The following is a 14,813-nucleotide window of genomic DNA, read 5'->3' as shown; positions in this document are numbered from 1 at the left end:
CGGCCTTTGGTCGGGCGTTTTCGTTTGTGGTGTTGGAATTTTTGGCAAAACGCCATCAGCGAAGCGTTATGCTTGCCGGGGTTTTTATAGGATGAAGGGTCGATGAGCAAAGTCAGTGTATTGGTGGTGGATGACGCCTCGTTTATTCGCGACCTGGTGAAGAAGTGCCTGCGTAACTACTTCCCGGGGATCAAGATCGAAGATGCGGTGAACGGCAAAAAGGCCCAGGCCATCCTGATGCGCGAAACCTTCGACATGGTGCTGTGCGACTGGGAAATGCCGGAAATGTCCGGCCTGGAACTGTTGACCTGGTGCCGTGAACAGCCTCATCTCAAAGCCATGCCTTTCGTCATGGTGACCAGCCGTGGCGACAAGGAAAACGTGGTGCAGGCGATCCAGGCCGGGGTTTCCGGCTACGTCAGCAAGCCATTCACCAACGAGCAGTTGCTGAACAAGGTCAAGCAGGCACTGAACAAGATTGGCCGCCTCGACGCGCTGATCGCCAGCGCACCGACCAAGATGAACTCGGCGTTCGGTAACGATTCCCTCAGCGCCCTCACTGGTGGCAAGCCTGACGCAGTCAAGCCGGCCCCGGTGGCGGCGCCCAGCAAAGGCCTGCTCAACAGCCCGCCGGTGCAGGTGGCTGCGGCAGCGTCGCCTGCCAGCGGTCGTGGCCAGGGCCAGTTGCGCTTGTCCAGTGGCACCCAGCAGTGTGTGATCAAGGCCCTGAGCATCAAGGAGGCGCTGCTGGTGGTGCGTCGTGGTGAAATCCTGCCTCAGGTACTGGAAAGCGCCGTGCTCGACCTGGAGCAGGGTGAGAACGCTGAAGTGGCGCGTCTGAATGGCTACCTGCATGCCGTGGTGGCCTACGAGCCCAAGCCCGACAGTGACTGGCTGCAACTGACCTTCCGGTTTATCGACCAGGATGCGCAGAAGCTTGACTACATTTCGCGGCTGATCGCCCGCGGGACCGCACAGAAGCATTTTGTGCCGGGTGCGTGACTTGATGGGGTCTCCAAAAAACCTGTGGCGAGGGGGCTTGTCCCCCGTTGGGCTGCGTAGCGGCCCCAAACCCTGTAATTGAGTTCTGCCTGACCCTGCGCGATAACTCTACTGGGGCCGCTGCGCAGCCCAACGGGGGACAAGCCCCCTCGCCACAGGGTTAGTGTTTGGTTCACATAGCACTGTCATGATCCCTTGTTAGCCTGCCATTCAGTCGTCCCTGGCAGGCCAACCCGATGCTCGTGCGCTCACTGTTGTTGTGTGGACTGTTCGCCGTTGTCATGCCGGCGATGTCCATGACCCTCTACAAATCCATCGACGCCGACGGCGCTGTGGTCTTCAGCGACCGGTACACGCCCGGGGCGCAGGCGTTTGTGTATCAGGAGCGGGTGATTCCCAAGCCTGTATATCCGTCGCAACCCGCTTCCTATCGTTATCCCTTGCCCTGGCGTGGCGGGCCGTTCCGTCTCACCCAAGGCCCCAACGGTACCTTCAGCCACTCTGAGCTCAAAAGCCGTTATGCGATGGACATTGCCATGCCTGAAGGCACGCCAATCATCGCGGCACGTGGCGGTGTCGTACTGAAAACCGAGAACGAGCAGAGCGGGCGCGGCAGCGATCCATCGGGCAATTTCGTGCGGGTGCAGCACGATGACGGCACGCAAGGCGTGTACCTGCACCTCAAGCAAGGGTCGGTCAGCGTCAGGGAAGGGCAGCGAGTGGCGGTGGGCAGCCCGCTGGCGTTGTCGGGCAATACCGGTAACAGCAGCGGGCCGCATCTGCATTTTGTGGTGCAGCGCACGACGGCGTCGGGGCTGGTGTCGATTCCCTATGAATTCAACCAGCCGGTGCAGGCGTTGCCCAACTTTGCGCTGGGCACGCGGTAAGGCTTTTGTAGGAGCGAGCTTGCTCGCGAAAAACCTGAGGGCGCTGCCGGGTGTCAGGGTCCCAGCGTTATTGTTAACGTCCTTCGCGAGCAAGCTCGCTCCTACAGGGGGTGTGCCCTAGTCGAGCAATAGCACCTTGGCCAACACGATCTTCGGCCCTTTCATCTTCTTGATGATGATGCGCAGGCCTTCGACTTCCAGCACTTCTTCCTCTTCCGGCACCCGCTTCAGGGTGTCGTAGATCAGCCCGGCCAGGGTTTCGGCCTCGATGTGGTCCAGGTCGACGCCCAGCAGGCGCTCCACCTTGAACAGCGGCGTGTCGCCACGCACCAGCAATTTGCCCGGCTGGTAAGCGAGGATGCCGCGCTCGGCCTTGCGGTGTTCGTCCTGGATGTCGCCTACCAGTACTTCCAGCACGTCTTCCATGGTCAGGTAGCCGATGACCTTGCCGTCGGCCTCTTCCACCAGGGCGAAGTGCGCGCCGCCTTTACGGAACTGCTCGAGCAGTTGCGACAGCGGCATATGGCGCGATACGCGTTCCAGCGGGCGGGTCAGCTCGGCCAGGTTGAACGACTCGGGAATGTGGTCCAGGGCCGCCAGTTCCAGCAGCAGGTCCTTGATGTGCAGCAGGCCGACGAACTCGTTGCGCACGGCGTCGTACACCGGGTAGCGGCTGAACTTGTGGCGACGGAACAGCGCCAGGATTTCCTTGAGCGGTGCGTTGAAGTCCAGGGTCACCAGGTCTTCCCGAGAGTTGGCCCAGTCCACCACTTCCAGCTCGCCCATTTCCACGGCGGAGGCCAACACGCGCATGCCTTGGTCGCTCGGGTCCTGGCCACGGCTGGAGTGCAGGATCAGTTTCAGTTCTTCACGGCTGTAATGGTGCTCGTGGTGCGGGCCAGGCTCGCCTTGGCCGGCGATGCGCAGGATGGCGTTGGCACTGGCGTTGAGCAGGTAGATCGCCGGGTACATGGCCCAGTAGAACAGGTACAGCGGCACGGCGGTCCACAGCGACAGCAACTCGGGCTTGCGAATGGCCCAGGACTTGGGCGCCAGTTCACCAACCACGATGTGCAGGTACGAGATCACGAAGAAGGCGGCAAAGAACGACACGCCCTTGATCACTTCCGGCGACTGCACACCGATCGCCCCCAGCAACGGCTCGAGGATGTGCGCGAAGGCCGGCTCACCGACCCAGCCCAGGCCCAGGGAGGCGAGGGTGATACCCAACTGGCAGGCCGACAGATAGGCGTCGAGCTGGCTGTGTACGGTGCGCAGGATCTGCCCGCGCCAGCCGTTCTTGTGGGCGATGGCCTCGACCCGGGTCGAGCGCAGTTTGACCATGGCAAATTCCGCCGCAACGAAAAAGCCGTTGAGCAGTACCAGGATCAGTGCAAAAAGAATCATGCCGAAGTCGGCGAAGAGTGTCGCGAGGGTGATGCCAGGGGAAGGGTCCATGATGGGGTTTTGCGGGTTCCGTCTAATCGAAAAGGGTGAGCAGGTGGGCCTGAAAGGCAGGCGCAAGTCCGCCAATGTAGCGGCTGACGGGGCGCTTGCCTAGTGGCGGCTGCCGGGCGGAGGGTCACTCGTCCTGATGAAGGACCCGGGAACGTGTCACCTGGGCCGGCGGGAAATGGCAGGTAAAGGTACTGCCGTGGCCGAGCACGCTACTGATTTCCAGCCGCGCGCGATGGCGCAGCAGCACATGTTTGACGATGGCCAGGCCGAGCCCGGTGCCGCCGGTGTTGGAGTTGCGGCTGGAGTCGACGCGGTAGAAACGCTCGGTAAGGCGCGGCAAATGCTTGGCGTCGATGCCCATCCCGGAGTCCTGCACGCTGAGGTGTGCGCCCTGGTCGTCGGCCCACCAGCGGATGCGGATGTTGCCTTTGTCCTGGGTGTATTTGACGGCGTTGAACACCAGGTTGGAAAACGCGCTGCGCAACTCGCCCTCACTGCCCTTGAGCAGGATCGACGGGTCGGCTTCAAGGGTGATCTGCTGTTCACGCTGCCCGGACAATGCCTGGGCGTCGCTCTTGATCGTCTGCAACAGGCTTTGCACCGGCACCGGATGGTTGTCCGAGGGGTAATCGGTGGCTTCCAGCTTGGCCAGCAACAGCAGGTCGTTAAGCAGGGTTTGCATGCGCGAGCCTTGCTGCTGCATCTGTTGCAGGGCACGGGTCCAGCGCGGGTTCACGTCTTCGACGTTATCGAGCAGCGTCTCCAGATAACCGCAGATCACTGTCAGCGGTGTGCGCAGTTCGTGGGAGACGTTGGCGACGAAGTCCTTGCGCATCTGTTCCAGCTGATGGATGCGTGTGACATCGCGCACCAGCATCAAATGTTCGTTATTGCCGTAGCGCGTCAGGTACAGCTGGATACGCACGCGGTCGTTGGTCGGTGACGGGATTTCCAGGGCTTCTTCGTAGTTGTCCTGCTCGAAATACTCCTTGAAACGCGGGTGGCGCACCAGGTTGGTCACCGGCTGGCCGCTGTCCTGGGGCGTCTTGAGACCCAGCAAGGTCTCTGCGGCGCGGTTCCACCATTCCAGGTTGCCGTCGCTGTCGAGCATGATCACCGCGTCTTTCAGTGCGGCGGTGGACTCCTGCACCCGGTCGATCACCGCTTGCAGGCGCCCGCGTACACGCTGGTCGCGGCGTTGCAGGTGGTAGATGCTGTCGAACACCTCGCCCCACAGGCCGTAGCCGTCGGGTGGTGCTTCGTCGGGTTTGTGCTGGCGCAGCCATTCGTGCAGGCGCAGCAGTTGCTTGAGGGTCCAGCCCAGGTAAAGGCCCAGGCCGACGGCCAGGCTCCAGCCGTAATAGCCGCTGACCAGGCCCACCAGCAGGCAGCCGGTGATCAACAGGAGCATGTGGCGGATCAGGGTGCCATGCCAGTTTTGGTTCACTTAAACACGCGTCCTTTCAGCTGTCTGGGCAGTTCGGGCTGGCTCAGCCTTTGGTGGAAAACCGGTAGCCGGTGCCGCGCACGGTTTGTACCAGATTCTCGTAAGCGTCGCCCAAGGCTTTGCGCAGGCGGCGGATATGCACGTCGACGGTGCGCTCCTCCACATACACGTTGCCGCCCCAGACCTGGTCCAGCAGTTGGCCGCGGGTGTAGGCGCGCTCCTGGTGGGTCATGAAGAATTGCAGCAGGCGGTATTCGGTAGGGCCCATCTCGGCGGGTTTGCCGTCGATGGTCACGCGGTGGCTGATCGGGTCAAGGATCAGGCCGTCGACTTCGATAGGCGCTTCACCATCGGTGGGGCCGGCACGGCGCAGAACGGCTTTCAGACGGGCGACCAGTTCCCGTGGGGAAAAGGGCTTGGTGATGTAGTCATCGGCGCCGACTTCCAGGCCCTGGATCTTGTTGTCCTCTTCGCCCTTGGCGGTGAGCATGATGATCGGGATATCCCCGGTCAGCTCGTCACGCTTGAGGCGGCGGGCCAGTTCGATGCCGGAGGTGCCGGGCAGCATCCAGTCCAGCAGGATCAGGTCCGGCTTGCGGTCGACGATAATGGCATGGGCCTGCTGGGAGTTCTCCGCCTCCAGGCAGTCATAGCCGGCCATTTCCAACGCAACGGCGATCATCTCGCGAATGGGCGCTTCGTCGTCAACGATCAGAATGCTCCTGCCAACCATGCTAAATCCTCTTGTCATTTAACTGTCTTGCGCCGCATTAGATAACGGAATTATTGCAGTCGTGTGACAGTAATTTAGTCGCCTGGGCAATCCTTGCCTCTCTGGACTACGCTTTGGGTCCGAATCCTGACAACCACAAAAGGAAGGTTCCCATGACTCACAGTACTTTTTCCTGGAAAGCCCTGCTGGTAACGGCCGCGTTAACGCTGCCGACACTGGCGTTTGCGGCAGACCCGGCGATGACCAAGGACGGGATGCTGGTGGACCACAACGGCATGACCCTCTACACCTTTGCCAAGGACGCTGATGGCAAATCCATGTGCAACGACAAGTGCGCCACCAACTGGCCGCCGTTGATGGCCGAATCCACCGACAAGCCCATGGGCAAGTGGACCGTGATCACCCGTGACGACCAGAAAAGCCAGTGGGCCTACAGCGGCAAGCCGCTCTACACCTTCATCATGGACAAGAAGGCCGGTGACATGACCGGCGAAGGCAAAATGGACGGGGCGTGGAAGGTCGCCAAGCCTTGATGTGAGCCGGATAAGGGTGAGGGGCCTGGCCTCTCACCGAAATCCGTAGTCCGCGACAATCCCGACAAAAATCGCCAACCCGGCCCAGTGGTTGTGCAAAAACGCCTTGAAGCATTTGAGCCGGTCCTTGTCCCGGGTGTACCAGAACTCCCAGGCAAAACACCCGGCCGCCGCCAGCAAGCCCAGGTGGAACCAGCCGCCCAGCTCAAAACGCATCCCCGCCAGCCACAGGCACACCAGTGCCAGGCCCTGCAGGGTCAGGATGATCACCCGGTCGGCATCGCCGAACAGAATCGCGGTGGATTTGACCCCGATTTTCAGGTCATCGTCGCGATCGGTCATGGCGTAGTACGTGTCGTATCCCACCGTCCACAACAGGTTGGCGATGTACAACAGCCATGCCGCGGCGGGCAGGCTGCCCGTCTCGGCGGTGAACGCCATCGGCATGCCCCACGAGAACGCCGCGCCCAATACCACCTGCGGGTAATAGGTGTAGCGCTTCATGAACGGGTAGCTGGCCGCCAGCGCGAGGCCGCCCAGAGACAGCCAGATCGTCATGGAGTTGGTCAGCAGCACCAGCAGGAAACTGATGACCATCAGCACCGCGAAGAACACCAGGGCCTCTTTCGAGCTGATCCTGCCGCTGACCAGCGGGCGCTGTTCGGTGCGCTTCACATGGCCGTCGACCTTGCGGTCGGCCCAGTCATTGATGACGCAACCGCCGGCCCGGGTGAGTACCACGCCGAGCACGAAGATCAGGATATTGAGCAGCGATGGCGAACCCTTGCCGGCTATCCACAGCGCCCACAGCGTGGGCCATAGCAGCAGGTAAATGCCGATGGGCTTGTCCATGCGGGTCAACTGGATGAAGTCCCAGGCCCTTGGGTTCAGGTGATTCAGGGATTTGAGCAGGCGCTGGTACATCAGAAACGCTCCGGATGGTCGTGCACGGCTTGCCACAGGGTGGGCAGGAAGATCTCGGCCACCAGCACGCTCAGCGGCCCGCGGTCGAAGCGCGAGCGGCGTGCCCACAGGTGATCGGCCTGGTCCGCCGGGGGCAGCCATTCCCGTGGGTAGCGGCGTACCTCGATGGCCTGGCGCGTGAAGGCGTGGTCACAAAACAGCAATTCCCCGAGAGACCGGCTGCCCAACTCATCCATGTGCAAGCCGTCGCCCTGCAAGGCGCTGCGGGCCGCCACGCTGCGGGCAAACACCCACGGCTGGCCATGGCCACGCAAATACACCTCGCGCACCCAGCCGATGCTGGCGGCGGGCAAGTCCAGGGTGGCACATTCGTCGTCTCGCAGTGGCTGCCAGCCTTCGAACAACGGCGTCACGCTGAAGCCATCGTCGGACAGGCGCGTCAGGCGCCGGGTCAGCGAACCTTCATCGAACAGCCAGTTGAGTGTCAGCGGCGCGGGCAGTGGGCTCAGAAGGCTCTGGGTCAGCCATCGGCAAGCATCGGGAAGGGCGTTTGAATGCGGCACGGAGGGTCATTATTGGCAGTTAATGAGGCGGCGAGCTTACCATGGTGCCCTGGACTTTTGCCGGAGTGCGCCAGGCCCATGCGTCGATCATGCTTGCATCTGCGCCTGCTGATCAGTACAAAACGCCCTGAGCCGCACGGCAAGGTTGCATCTATCGACCGTCGGCCAACGCGCCTGGACCTGAGGAAACAAGTAATGAAGAAGTGGCAATGTGTCGTCTGTGGCCTGATCTACGACGAGAAAGACGGATGGCCGGATGACGGCATCGCGCCGGGCACCCTGTGGCAGGACGTCCCCGAAGACTGGCTGTGCCCGGACTGCGGCGTGGGCAAAATGGATTTCGAAATGATCGAAATCGGCTGATTGCTGATTTAAGTCGCAATTCAAGAAACGTACTACAAGGAGAAAGGAATGAACGCACCTGTCGTGATCGTCGGCACGGGTTTGGCCGGTTACAACCTGGCTCGGGAGTTTCGCAAGCTCGATAGCGAAACCCCGCTGTTGCTGATCACCGCAGATGACGGGCGCTCCTACTCCAAGCCTATGCTTTCCACCGGCTTTGGCAAGAACAAGGAAGCCGACGGCCTGAGCATGGCGGAACCGGGCGCCATGGCCGAGCAACTGAAGGCCGAAGTGCGTACCCACACCCGCATCAGTGGCATCGACCCGGGCCACAAGCGCTTGTGGATCGGTGAGGAAGCGGTGGCCTATCGCGACCTGATCCTGGCCTGGGGCGCAGAAACCGTGCGGGTGCCGGTACAGGGCGACGCCGCCGAGCTGATTTTCCCGATCAACGACCTTGAAGACTACGCACGCTTTCGTGCCGCTGCGGCCGGAAAACGCCGGGTGCTGTTGCTGGGTGCCGGGCTGATCGGCTGCGAGTTCGCCAACGACCTGATCCTCGGCGGCTACGAGATCGACCTGGTGGCGCCGTGCGAGCAAGTCATGCCGACCCTGCTGCACCCGGCAGCCGCCGCAGCGGTGCAGGCCGGTCTGGAAGGCCTGGGGGCGCGTTTCCACCTGGGCCCGGTGCTCAATCGCCTGCAGCGCACCGCTGACGGCCTGGAAGCCCACTTGTCTGATGGCGAAGTGATCCAGTGTGACCTGGTGGTGTCTGCTATCGGCCTGCGCCCGCGTGTCGACCTGGCCGCCGCCGCCGGGTTGCAGATCAACCGCGGGATCATGGTCGACCGCCACCTCAAGACCTCCCACGCCAACATCTACGCCCTGGGCGACTGCGCCGAGGTCGATGGCCTGAACCTGCTGTACGTGATGCCCCTGATGAGCTGCGCCCGCGCCCTGGCCCAGACCCTGGCGGGTAACGCGACGGCCGTCAGCTACGGCCCTATGCCCGTCACGGTAAAAACCCCGGTCTGCCCGCTGGTCGTCTCGCCACCGCCACGGGGCACCGAAGGCGTGTGGAGCGTCGAAGGGCAGGGCGGCGACATCAAGGCCCTGTGCCGCGACGCCAGCGGGCGCCTGCTGGGGTACGCCCTGACCGGCACGGCCGTGATGGAAAAACTGGCCCTCAACAAAGAACTTCCGCCGCTGCTGGCGTAAATGCTGGTCGTTCTGTCGGAATAAGCATCATTTTGACCGTAGAAAGGTCGCCGTGAGACTGGCGCAGGCCCCGATGGCATGCCATCCTCACTCCCGTCTGCCGCAGAGTAGAGCCTGCGGCGCCTTGGGCGCTGCTCCGATAGAGAGCAGCACGGACATAACAACAAAAAACCGTCAAAGAGGCTTCACTTATGCGTAAACCAGAACTCGCAGCCGCTATTGCAGAAAAAGCAGACCTGACCAAAGAACAGGCCAACCGCGTACTCAACGCCGTACTCGAAGAAATCACCGGCGCGCTGCATCGCAAGGACAGCGTCACCCTGGTGGGCTTCGGCACCTTCCTGCAGCGCCACCGCGGCGCCCGCACCGGCAAAAACCCGCAAACCGGCGAGCCGGTGAAAATCAAGGCGAGCAACACCGTTGCGTTCAAGCCAGGCAAGTCGCTTAAAGACAGCGTCAATCCGTAAGTCATGTAGAACGCGCTACGCACATGCGAGTGTGAGCGCGGGATGAAAAATGGGCACGCCGACTGGGTCGGGTGCCCATTTTTTGTTGGGGGCTGGTACGTATGCCAGATTAAGCCAGTTCGCCTAAACGCGTTTTTAGAGCGTCGACTTGCTCCTCCACTGCCTTGATGACATCAGCACTGCCTCCCCACATATCAAGAAACCCCAAGTCTTCATTGGTTGGGTCAATCATTTGCGTCAGTATTGAAATCGCGCGCTGGATCAGGGGCTTCAGTTCTGCCAAATGCTCCGCTGGCCATATATAGGGGTTGCCCAGGGTTTGTAATAGATAACAGGCAGCCCTAAAGGCGTCATAACGTTCTTCAGTGGGATCAAACTGGTTAATTTCGTTGATCAGGACTGCGAAATTCTGTTGTTTCCAAAATTCTTGAAACCAGTCGGCGGCTTCATCGTTTTCCCAAGGATTGTAATTCCAGGCGCCCATTTTTTACTTCTCAGAAAACTTTCCCGCCGGTGACCGGCACGGATTTATTTAATTTATCTTATTGCCGTTAATTTAAATAAATCTGTCTCTTTTATATGTTCTCCAACCTGGCCATCGGTTTTATAATGGTCGTGTATCATAATACTATAGGGGCGTACGAAATAATTTTGTCGGCAATGAATTCGGCGGTCCATTCATGCTGGAAAATGTAGTCGACAGCTTCTGGATCTAAAACACTATTTACCAATAGTTCTATGTCCGCATCTGCCTCTTCTTCAGTTCCTTCGTTTCGCTGAATTTTTAATATAAGTTTTATTAACTCGTCGCGAGACATGGTTAAATCCTCAAAAGTGATAATCCCTGTCCAGCACATCCAGGTGAAACTTCGGCGTTACGATCATTAAGTTATCCATATTATATACGCCTCCTCCGTGCTGTATTGGTTCTCGATGATGGAGTATATATGATCTGTTTTTTCCGTTCCATTGCGAACCATGAGCGATAGGTGCATTCCCATTCTGCATTCGTTTGAGATTCGAAGGACTGAATTTCTTTGACAAATTTTTATCCATCGCAACTTCTTTCCAAAATGAATTTCGGAAATCGTTGAATGTATTAAACGTTTTGCCTCTCATTTTATTGGCAATCGAAGCCGGGAACAGTCCGGCATTACCATGGCTACCTCTGAGCCATTTGTTAGTAATAGTTACGCCTTTGCCTGACGCAGTGCCGGGGGCGCATCGGCTCAGACCTAGAGGATCGACCCAAGACATCGGGTTCGGTGCATATTTATAAAGGTTTATACCTCCCTTGAGCCCGATAGGATCCCGAGTAGTAAACCTGCCCACGTCAGGATCATAAAACCGCAGCGTGTTGTAGTGTAGGCCAATCTCCCGATCCAGATACTGCCCTTGAAACCGTAGATTTTGATCCTCGATGTAAGAGGGCTCACGCACTTCCTCCAAGGCATCACCCCAGACTCGATAGCTCGCCTGCCAGATGGTGTGTCCATCGGTTTCAGTTAGCTGCTCGGGCGTGCCGTTGAGATCATTGTGATAATGGCGAACTTTTTGCTGTGGGCCGCTGCCATCTACGCGGGCAAGGGGTTTGTAACTTTCGTCTTCATAGATATAGAGGCTAGTCTGGCTGTGTTTGTATTCTTGCAGGAGCCGCAATCCATCCCAAATGAAGCGCGTTATGCCCAATGCGTACCCGACGCTGTCGTGTTCAGTCTTCTCGATGCGACGGCCCAGAGGGTCGTAGGCCATTTTGACCACGTTGCCATTTTCATTGCGTACTTCAACTAATCGGCTTTCAGCATCGTAGGCGAAACGCTGCACGCCACGAACAGAGCTGCGTTTTTCGATCATTCGGCCAAAAGCATCGTATTTATAACGTTTGTCTTGATAGGTCAGCAGCCTGTTGTGCCGTACCAGGCCGCCTTGTTGTGGGCCGTCCAAAAGGTTGGCCGCTGCATCGTAGGCGTAGGTTTCGCTCCGGCTCACCTGATGGCTGACGAGAATACGTTCGGTACTGTCGTAACCCAACTGCTCTTGCCGATCATGAACACGGTCAACACGCCGACGCCCGATCAGGTTATCGCTGGGATCGTAGCTGTAGTCAGTCTCAACCAACGGCGGCAACTGCCACGGTTGGTCAATACTGCGGCGCTGGCGTGAGCGAACCCTTCCACTGCGGTCATACGCGGTGTTCGTCCTGAGTTGGCCTTGAGTGCGCTGCACTTCGCGATGCAAACGATCACGCTCGAAGTCGCTGATGACCTTCCCATCGAGATTCAACTGATGCAGGTGACCGCTGCCGTAGTAGAGGCGGTTGAGCCATCGACCGTCGGGCAACTGGGTCTGAATCAGGTTCCCCAATTCGTCGTAGTGATGCTGCAAGGAGCCCGCTGTGCTTTGCTCCTGCAGCAGTTGCCCCAGTGCGTCGTAGCTGAAACCCAGTCGCTGCTGCTGACCGTCAATCGCGGTGAACGTGACGCCGACCAGTTGGTCGTTCAGATCATGTTCGTAAACGGTGGTGCCGTCGGCGGTGACTTTGCTGACCAGGCGTCCAACCGGATCTCGCTGAAACTGGTGTGACAATGGCGCTACCGGTTCGCCTTCCGTCCCCGGCAGGAAGTCCACGGCGACGACATCATCCAGCGGATCATAGGTGTAGCAGCGCTGACTCTGGTCGAGGTCTTGCTGCCGCACCATGCGGTCGCACGCGTCCCACTCAAAGCGATAGCTTTCACCGTTCTCATTGGTCAGCTTGCGCAATCGGCCATAGGCGTCATGGTCGAACATGACCGTGCGGTTGTGCGCATCCCAGCGCTGTTTGACCAGGCCACGCAGGTCATAGGCATAGCGCGTGGTGCTGCCGGCCGGGTCGACATGGGCCGTCAGGTAACCGCTGGCGCTGCGCTGGAACTGTTCCACGCGGCCATCCGGGAGCTGGCATTCCAGCAATAGCCCCTGAGGACCGTACCGGTAGCGAACCGACTCACCTTCCGCATTGGTCTGCACCACCATATTGCCAAAGGCATCGTATTGATAACGGGTGGGATAACCCGAGCAATCCACCGCTTCGACCAGTTGGCTCCATTCGTTCCAATGCAGCGTTTTGGTTTTTTCCGTGGCGTCGATGATGCGCACTGGTTGACCGAACCCGTCGTAGACGTAGCGCGTGCTATTGCCCAGCGGGTCGATTTCCTCGATGCAGTTGCCTCGCTGGTCATAGCGATAGTGCCAACTGTTGCCCGCAAGGTCGGTCTCTACTTGGGGCAACGCCCAGTGCGCGAGCCACTGCGTGCCGCTGGTTCTGGACAGTGGATCGATCACCGCGCTCAGGTTGCCGGACGCGTCATAATTGAAGCGCCACTGACCGTTTTGCGGGTCAATCGCGCCGAGCAACTGGCGATCTTCGCTCCACTCGAACTGCCACGTATGGCCCAGGTTATCGACGTAGCGAGTGATCTGGTACTGCGGGTTCCAATGCCGTGTGCTGACGCGCATCAGGCCATCGGTCACGCGGGTAATGCCGGCGTCGAGATCGTAGTCGAAGGTGTATTCATCGCCTGCGTCTGTCCAGTGGCGGCTGACGCGCCACTCGTCACCGTGGGGGCCGGTCACTGCACTCCATTGATAGAAGCAGCGCAGGCCACTCGGCAACTGGTGTTCGACCATTCGCCGGCCATTGTCATAAGCAAAGCGTCGAAGGGCTGTGCCTTGCACATCCAACACTTCAGCCAGGTCGCCGTTGCTGTCATAGCGGTAGCTGACGAGCACATCGCTGCGCGCATCGAAATGTTCCTGGCGCAGATAACGCCGTTCGATGTGGCTCACGCGCCGTGGGTGTTCAGCCGAGTAGCTCAGTTCGACGTGCATCAAGTCATGGGTGTCGCGCAGGCGATACAGCCGCCCCTGAGCGTCGTAGTCGAGAAAGATCCGCCCTTCATTACGATCACCCAGCAGCTGCAGACGCATCCGCGCGCTGTTCAGCGGGTCGGGCTCGAACAGGCGATACAGGCCGTCGATGCTCTCGATCAATACCGCGCCGTCGGCACTGCGCCTGACCGCAAGGCCTTCGCCCGGGTCGAATGCTCCGCCGGACAAGGGGATGTAGCCGATCTCCAGACGGCGTCCTTGCTCATCGATGTAGAGCAGGTTTTCGTCTGCATCTATCTCGATCGAAACTTCATACGCAACGCTCCAGCCCGCGCCAAAGAGGCCGTCCTGGCGTGTGTCGAGGCTGCTGTAGAAACGCTGCCAATCTATCGGGAGCAAGCCCGGCAGCACGAAGTCCAGCTCCTCGTCCCCACCCAGGACCTTGGCCCCGGTCGCGCTGTGAACCGGATTGGGCGAGCCATTCATGGCGCTCTTGAGCGCAGAGGTGACCTTGCTGGTTGCATACGAAATGGCACCGCCCACCACCAAGCCACCGACCAGGCACGGCAGCTTGGTCCAGAAACACTTCAGGTTGCCCCGCAACGCCATCACCACCGCAATCGCCAAACCCACGCCCGGCGTCTTGCCGCTGCGAATCTCTTGCACCACGATGGTCCCGCCACCGATGCGCACATCCGGCGAGATCAGGCCCGGGGCTGTGCCGATCTTGGCGTCGCACGTGCTGCGATCGCCACTGCGCGCCGCAGGCTGGCCATTGATGAATACCGAGCTGGACCCCTCGGCAATGAATTGCAGGGGCATTGGCGGGTGCTTGTTGCACCCCACGGTGTCCAGCGGGCAAGGCTCGGTGCCGGGGGCGGGGGAGGCGACGGTCGGGCGCCACATCTGTGAGAAAAACTCCCCGGCCATGTCCAGGAAGCTGGGGGCTGGCGGTTCGCTGGGTGCGACCGGAACCGCAGTCATCTTGCCTGCGGCGCGGGCAGCTTTTTTGCCATTGATGAAGACGTTGTCCGAACCGCTGGTGATGAAGGCATCGATCACCGGCGGGAACACCCAGTTGGCGGCGGACTCGCACCAACTGGATATTTTCAGGTCAGCCCCTGTGAGCCCTGCGGTGATCCCAACGACTGCCCCCACTACCAAGACCAATGCAACGCCGCCTGTGGCGATGGTCGCACCGGTCGCGAGGAAAACCGCCCCTGCAACGGCCAGGCAGCCCACGGTAGTGAGTGCGGCATAGGCGGCCACTTCCAGCACGCCGCCGAGAATATCGGCCATCACCGAGGTGTGCAGCAGTGCGTCGCCTTCGCGGGCAGCCCAGAGGTCTTCACTCATTGTTCAGACTCTG

At 60.0% G+C, this 14,813-nt stretch carries 14 protein-coding genes; 6 read left to right on the top strand and 8 right to left on the bottom strand.

All coding sequences use genetic code 11. From position 1 onward, the window contains the following. Positions 1-102 precede the first annotated feature (102 nt). Together ACIOMR_RS11565 and ACIOMR_RS11560 are read left to right on the top strand one after the other, a co-directional pair. A complete protein-coding gene (locus tag ACIOMR_RS11565; protein WP_003213389.1) occupies positions 103-1,002 on the top strand; it encodes a response regulator in 900 nt (299 codons plus the stop codon). Positions 1,003-1,238: 236 nt separating this feature from the next. Further along, the gene (locus ACIOMR_RS11560) at positions 1,239-1,889 is read left to right on the top strand and encodes a M23 family metallopeptidase (RefSeq protein ID WP_008439474.1); all 651 of its coding nucleotides are present in this window, start codon (positions 1,239-1,241) and stop codon (positions 1,887-1,889) included. A gap of 117 nt (positions 1,890-2,006) precedes the next feature. Here ACIOMR_RS11560 and ACIOMR_RS11555 read toward each other — a convergent pair whose 3' ends face one another. From ACIOMR_RS11555 to phoB, 3 genes are all read right to left on the bottom strand, one after another. Next, on the bottom strand, positions 2,007-3,347 hold the full coding sequence (locus ACIOMR_RS11555; RefSeq protein WP_003213385.1) for a hemolysin family protein: 1,341 nt from the start codon (positions 3,345-3,347) through the stop codon (positions 2,007-2,009). A 124-nt stretch (positions 3,348-3,471) separates the two neighbouring features. After that, on the bottom strand, positions 3,472-4,794 hold the full coding sequence (gene phoR / locus ACIOMR_RS11550; RefSeq protein WP_008439473.1) for a phosphate regulon sensor histidine kinase PhoR: 1,323 nt from the start codon (positions 4,792-4,794) through the stop codon (positions 3,472-3,474). A 43-nt stretch (positions 4,795-4,837) separates the two neighbouring features. Then, complete coding sequence (phoB, locus tag ACIOMR_RS11545; RefSeq protein WP_003195617.1) at positions 4,838-5,527, bottom strand: phosphate regulon transcriptional regulator PhoB; 690 nt, start codon at positions 5,525-5,527, stop codon at positions 4,838-4,840. Positions 5,528-5,679: 152 nt separating this feature from the next. Here phoB and ACIOMR_RS11540 point away from each other — a divergent pair, with 152 nt between their 5' ends. Continuing rightward, on the top strand, positions 5,680-6,060 hold the full coding sequence (locus ACIOMR_RS11540) for a hypothetical protein (protein WP_003213380.1): 381 nt from the start codon (positions 5,680-5,682) through the stop codon (positions 6,058-6,060). 33 nt (positions 6,061-6,093) lie between these two features. On the opposite strand, the gene ubiA is transcribed toward ACIOMR_RS11540, so the two are convergent. Both ubiA and ACIOMR_RS11530 read right to left on the bottom strand, forming a co-directional pair. Next, positions 6,094-6,984, bottom strand: a complete 891-nt coding sequence (gene ubiA, locus ACIOMR_RS11535; protein WP_003213378.1) for a 4-hydroxybenzoate octaprenyltransferase — start codon at positions 6,982-6,984, stop codon at positions 6,094-6,096. Further along, positions 6,984-7,547, bottom strand: a complete 564-nt coding sequence (locus tag ACIOMR_RS11530; RefSeq protein ID WP_008439472.1) for a chorismate lyase — start codon at positions 7,545-7,547, stop codon at positions 6,984-6,986. The genes ubiA and ACIOMR_RS11530 overlap by 1 nt, the downstream gene beginning before the upstream one ends. A 195-nt stretch (positions 7,548-7,742) precedes the next feature. Between ACIOMR_RS11530 and ACIOMR_RS11525 the strand changes: the two genes are divergently transcribed. The 3 genes from ACIOMR_RS11525 to ACIOMR_RS11515 all read left to right on the top strand — a co-directional run bounded on the left by ACIOMR_RS11525 (position 7,743) and on the right by ACIOMR_RS11515 (position 9,574). Further along, complete coding sequence (locus tag ACIOMR_RS11525) at positions 7,743-7,910, top strand: rubredoxin (protein WP_003213373.1); 168 nt, start codon at positions 7,743-7,745, stop codon at positions 7,908-7,910. A 48-nt stretch (positions 7,911-7,958) separates the two neighbouring features. Further along, complete coding sequence (locus ACIOMR_RS11520) at positions 7,959-9,107, top strand: NAD(P)/FAD-dependent oxidoreductase (protein WP_087693724.1); 1,149 nt, start codon at positions 7,959-7,961, stop codon at positions 9,105-9,107. Positions 9,108-9,298: 191 nt separating this feature from the next. Beyond that, the gene (locus ACIOMR_RS11515) at positions 9,299-9,574 is read left to right on the top strand and encodes an HU family DNA-binding protein (protein ID WP_003213368.1); all 276 of its coding nucleotides are present in this window, start codon (positions 9,299-9,301) and stop codon (positions 9,572-9,574) included. A 109-nt stretch (positions 9,575-9,683) separates the two neighbouring features. Here ACIOMR_RS11515 and ACIOMR_RS11510 read toward each other — a convergent pair whose 3' ends face one another. The 3 genes from ACIOMR_RS11510 to ACIOMR_RS11500 form a co-directional block, all read right to left on the bottom strand. After that, a complete protein-coding gene (locus ACIOMR_RS11510) occupies positions 9,684-10,058 on the bottom strand; it encodes a DUF4259 domain-containing protein (RefSeq protein WP_017476744.1) in 375 nt (124 codons plus the stop codon). Between the two features lie 136 nt (positions 10,059-10,194). Then, entirely contained in the window at positions 10,195-10,392 is a 198-nt protein-coding gene (locus ACIOMR_RS11505; RefSeq protein ID WP_177028070.1) for a hypothetical protein, read from the bottom strand. A 10-nt stretch (positions 10,393-10,402) separates the two neighbouring features. Beyond that, entirely contained in the window at positions 10,403-14,800 is a 4,398-nt protein-coding gene (locus tag ACIOMR_RS11500; RefSeq protein ID WP_401194160.1) for an RHS repeat-associated core domain-containing protein, read from the bottom strand. Positions 14,801-14,813 lie beyond the last annotated feature (13 nt).

It is taken from the genome of Pseudomonas sp. NPDC087814 (genome assembly GCF_044742865.1).
GTDB lineage: Bacteria > Pseudomonadota > Gammaproteobacteria > Pseudomonadales > Pseudomonadaceae > Aquipseudomonas.
This window is presented reverse-complemented; position numbering and strand designations above follow the sequence as displayed.

Bases quoted from the DNA above. Each gene is read 5' to 3' on its own strand.
- ACIOMR_RS11565 (WP_003213389.1), top strand. From the start codon at position 103: ATGAGCAAAGTCAGTGTATTGGTGGTGGATGACGCCTCGTTTATTCGC.
- ACIOMR_RS11560 (WP_008439474.1), top strand. From the start codon at position 1,239: ATGCTCGTGCGCTCACTGTTGTTGTGTGGACTGTTCGCCGTTGTCATG.
- ACIOMR_RS11555 (WP_003213385.1), bottom strand. From the start codon at position 3,347: ATGGACCCTTCCCCTGGCATCACCCTCGCGACACTCTTCGCCGACTTC.
- phoB (WP_003195617.1), bottom strand. From the start codon at position 5,527: ATGGTTGGCAGGAGCATTCTGATCGTTGACGACGAAGCGCCCATTCGC.
- ACIOMR_RS11540 (WP_003213380.1), top strand. From the start codon at position 5,680: ATGACTCACAGTACTTTTTCCTGGAAAGCCCTGCTGGTAACGGCCGCG.
- ubiA (WP_003213378.1), bottom strand. From the start codon at position 6,984: ATGTACCAGCGCCTGCTCAAATCCCTGAATCACCTGAACCCAAGGGCC.
- ACIOMR_RS11525 (WP_003213373.1), top strand. From the start codon at position 7,743: ATGAAGAAGTGGCAATGTGTCGTCTGTGGCCTGATCTACGACGAGAAA.
- ACIOMR_RS11520 (WP_087693724.1), top strand. From the start codon at position 7,959: ATGAACGCACCTGTCGTGATCGTCGGCACGGGTTTGGCCGGTTACAAC.
- ACIOMR_RS11515 (WP_003213368.1), top strand. From the start codon at position 9,299: ATGCGTAAACCAGAACTCGCAGCCGCTATTGCAGAAAAAGCAGACCTG.
- ACIOMR_RS11510 (WP_017476744.1), bottom strand. From the start codon at position 10,058: ATGGGCGCCTGGAATTACAATCCTTGGGAAAACGATGAAGCCGCCGAC.
- ACIOMR_RS11505 (WP_177028070.1), bottom strand. From the start codon at position 10,392: ATGTCTCGCGACGAGTTAATAAAACTTATATTAAAAATTCAGCGAAAC.
- ACIOMR_RS11500 (WP_401194160.1), bottom strand. From the start codon at position 14,800: ATGAGTGAAGACCTCTGGGCTGCCCGCGAAGGCGACGCACTGCTGCAC.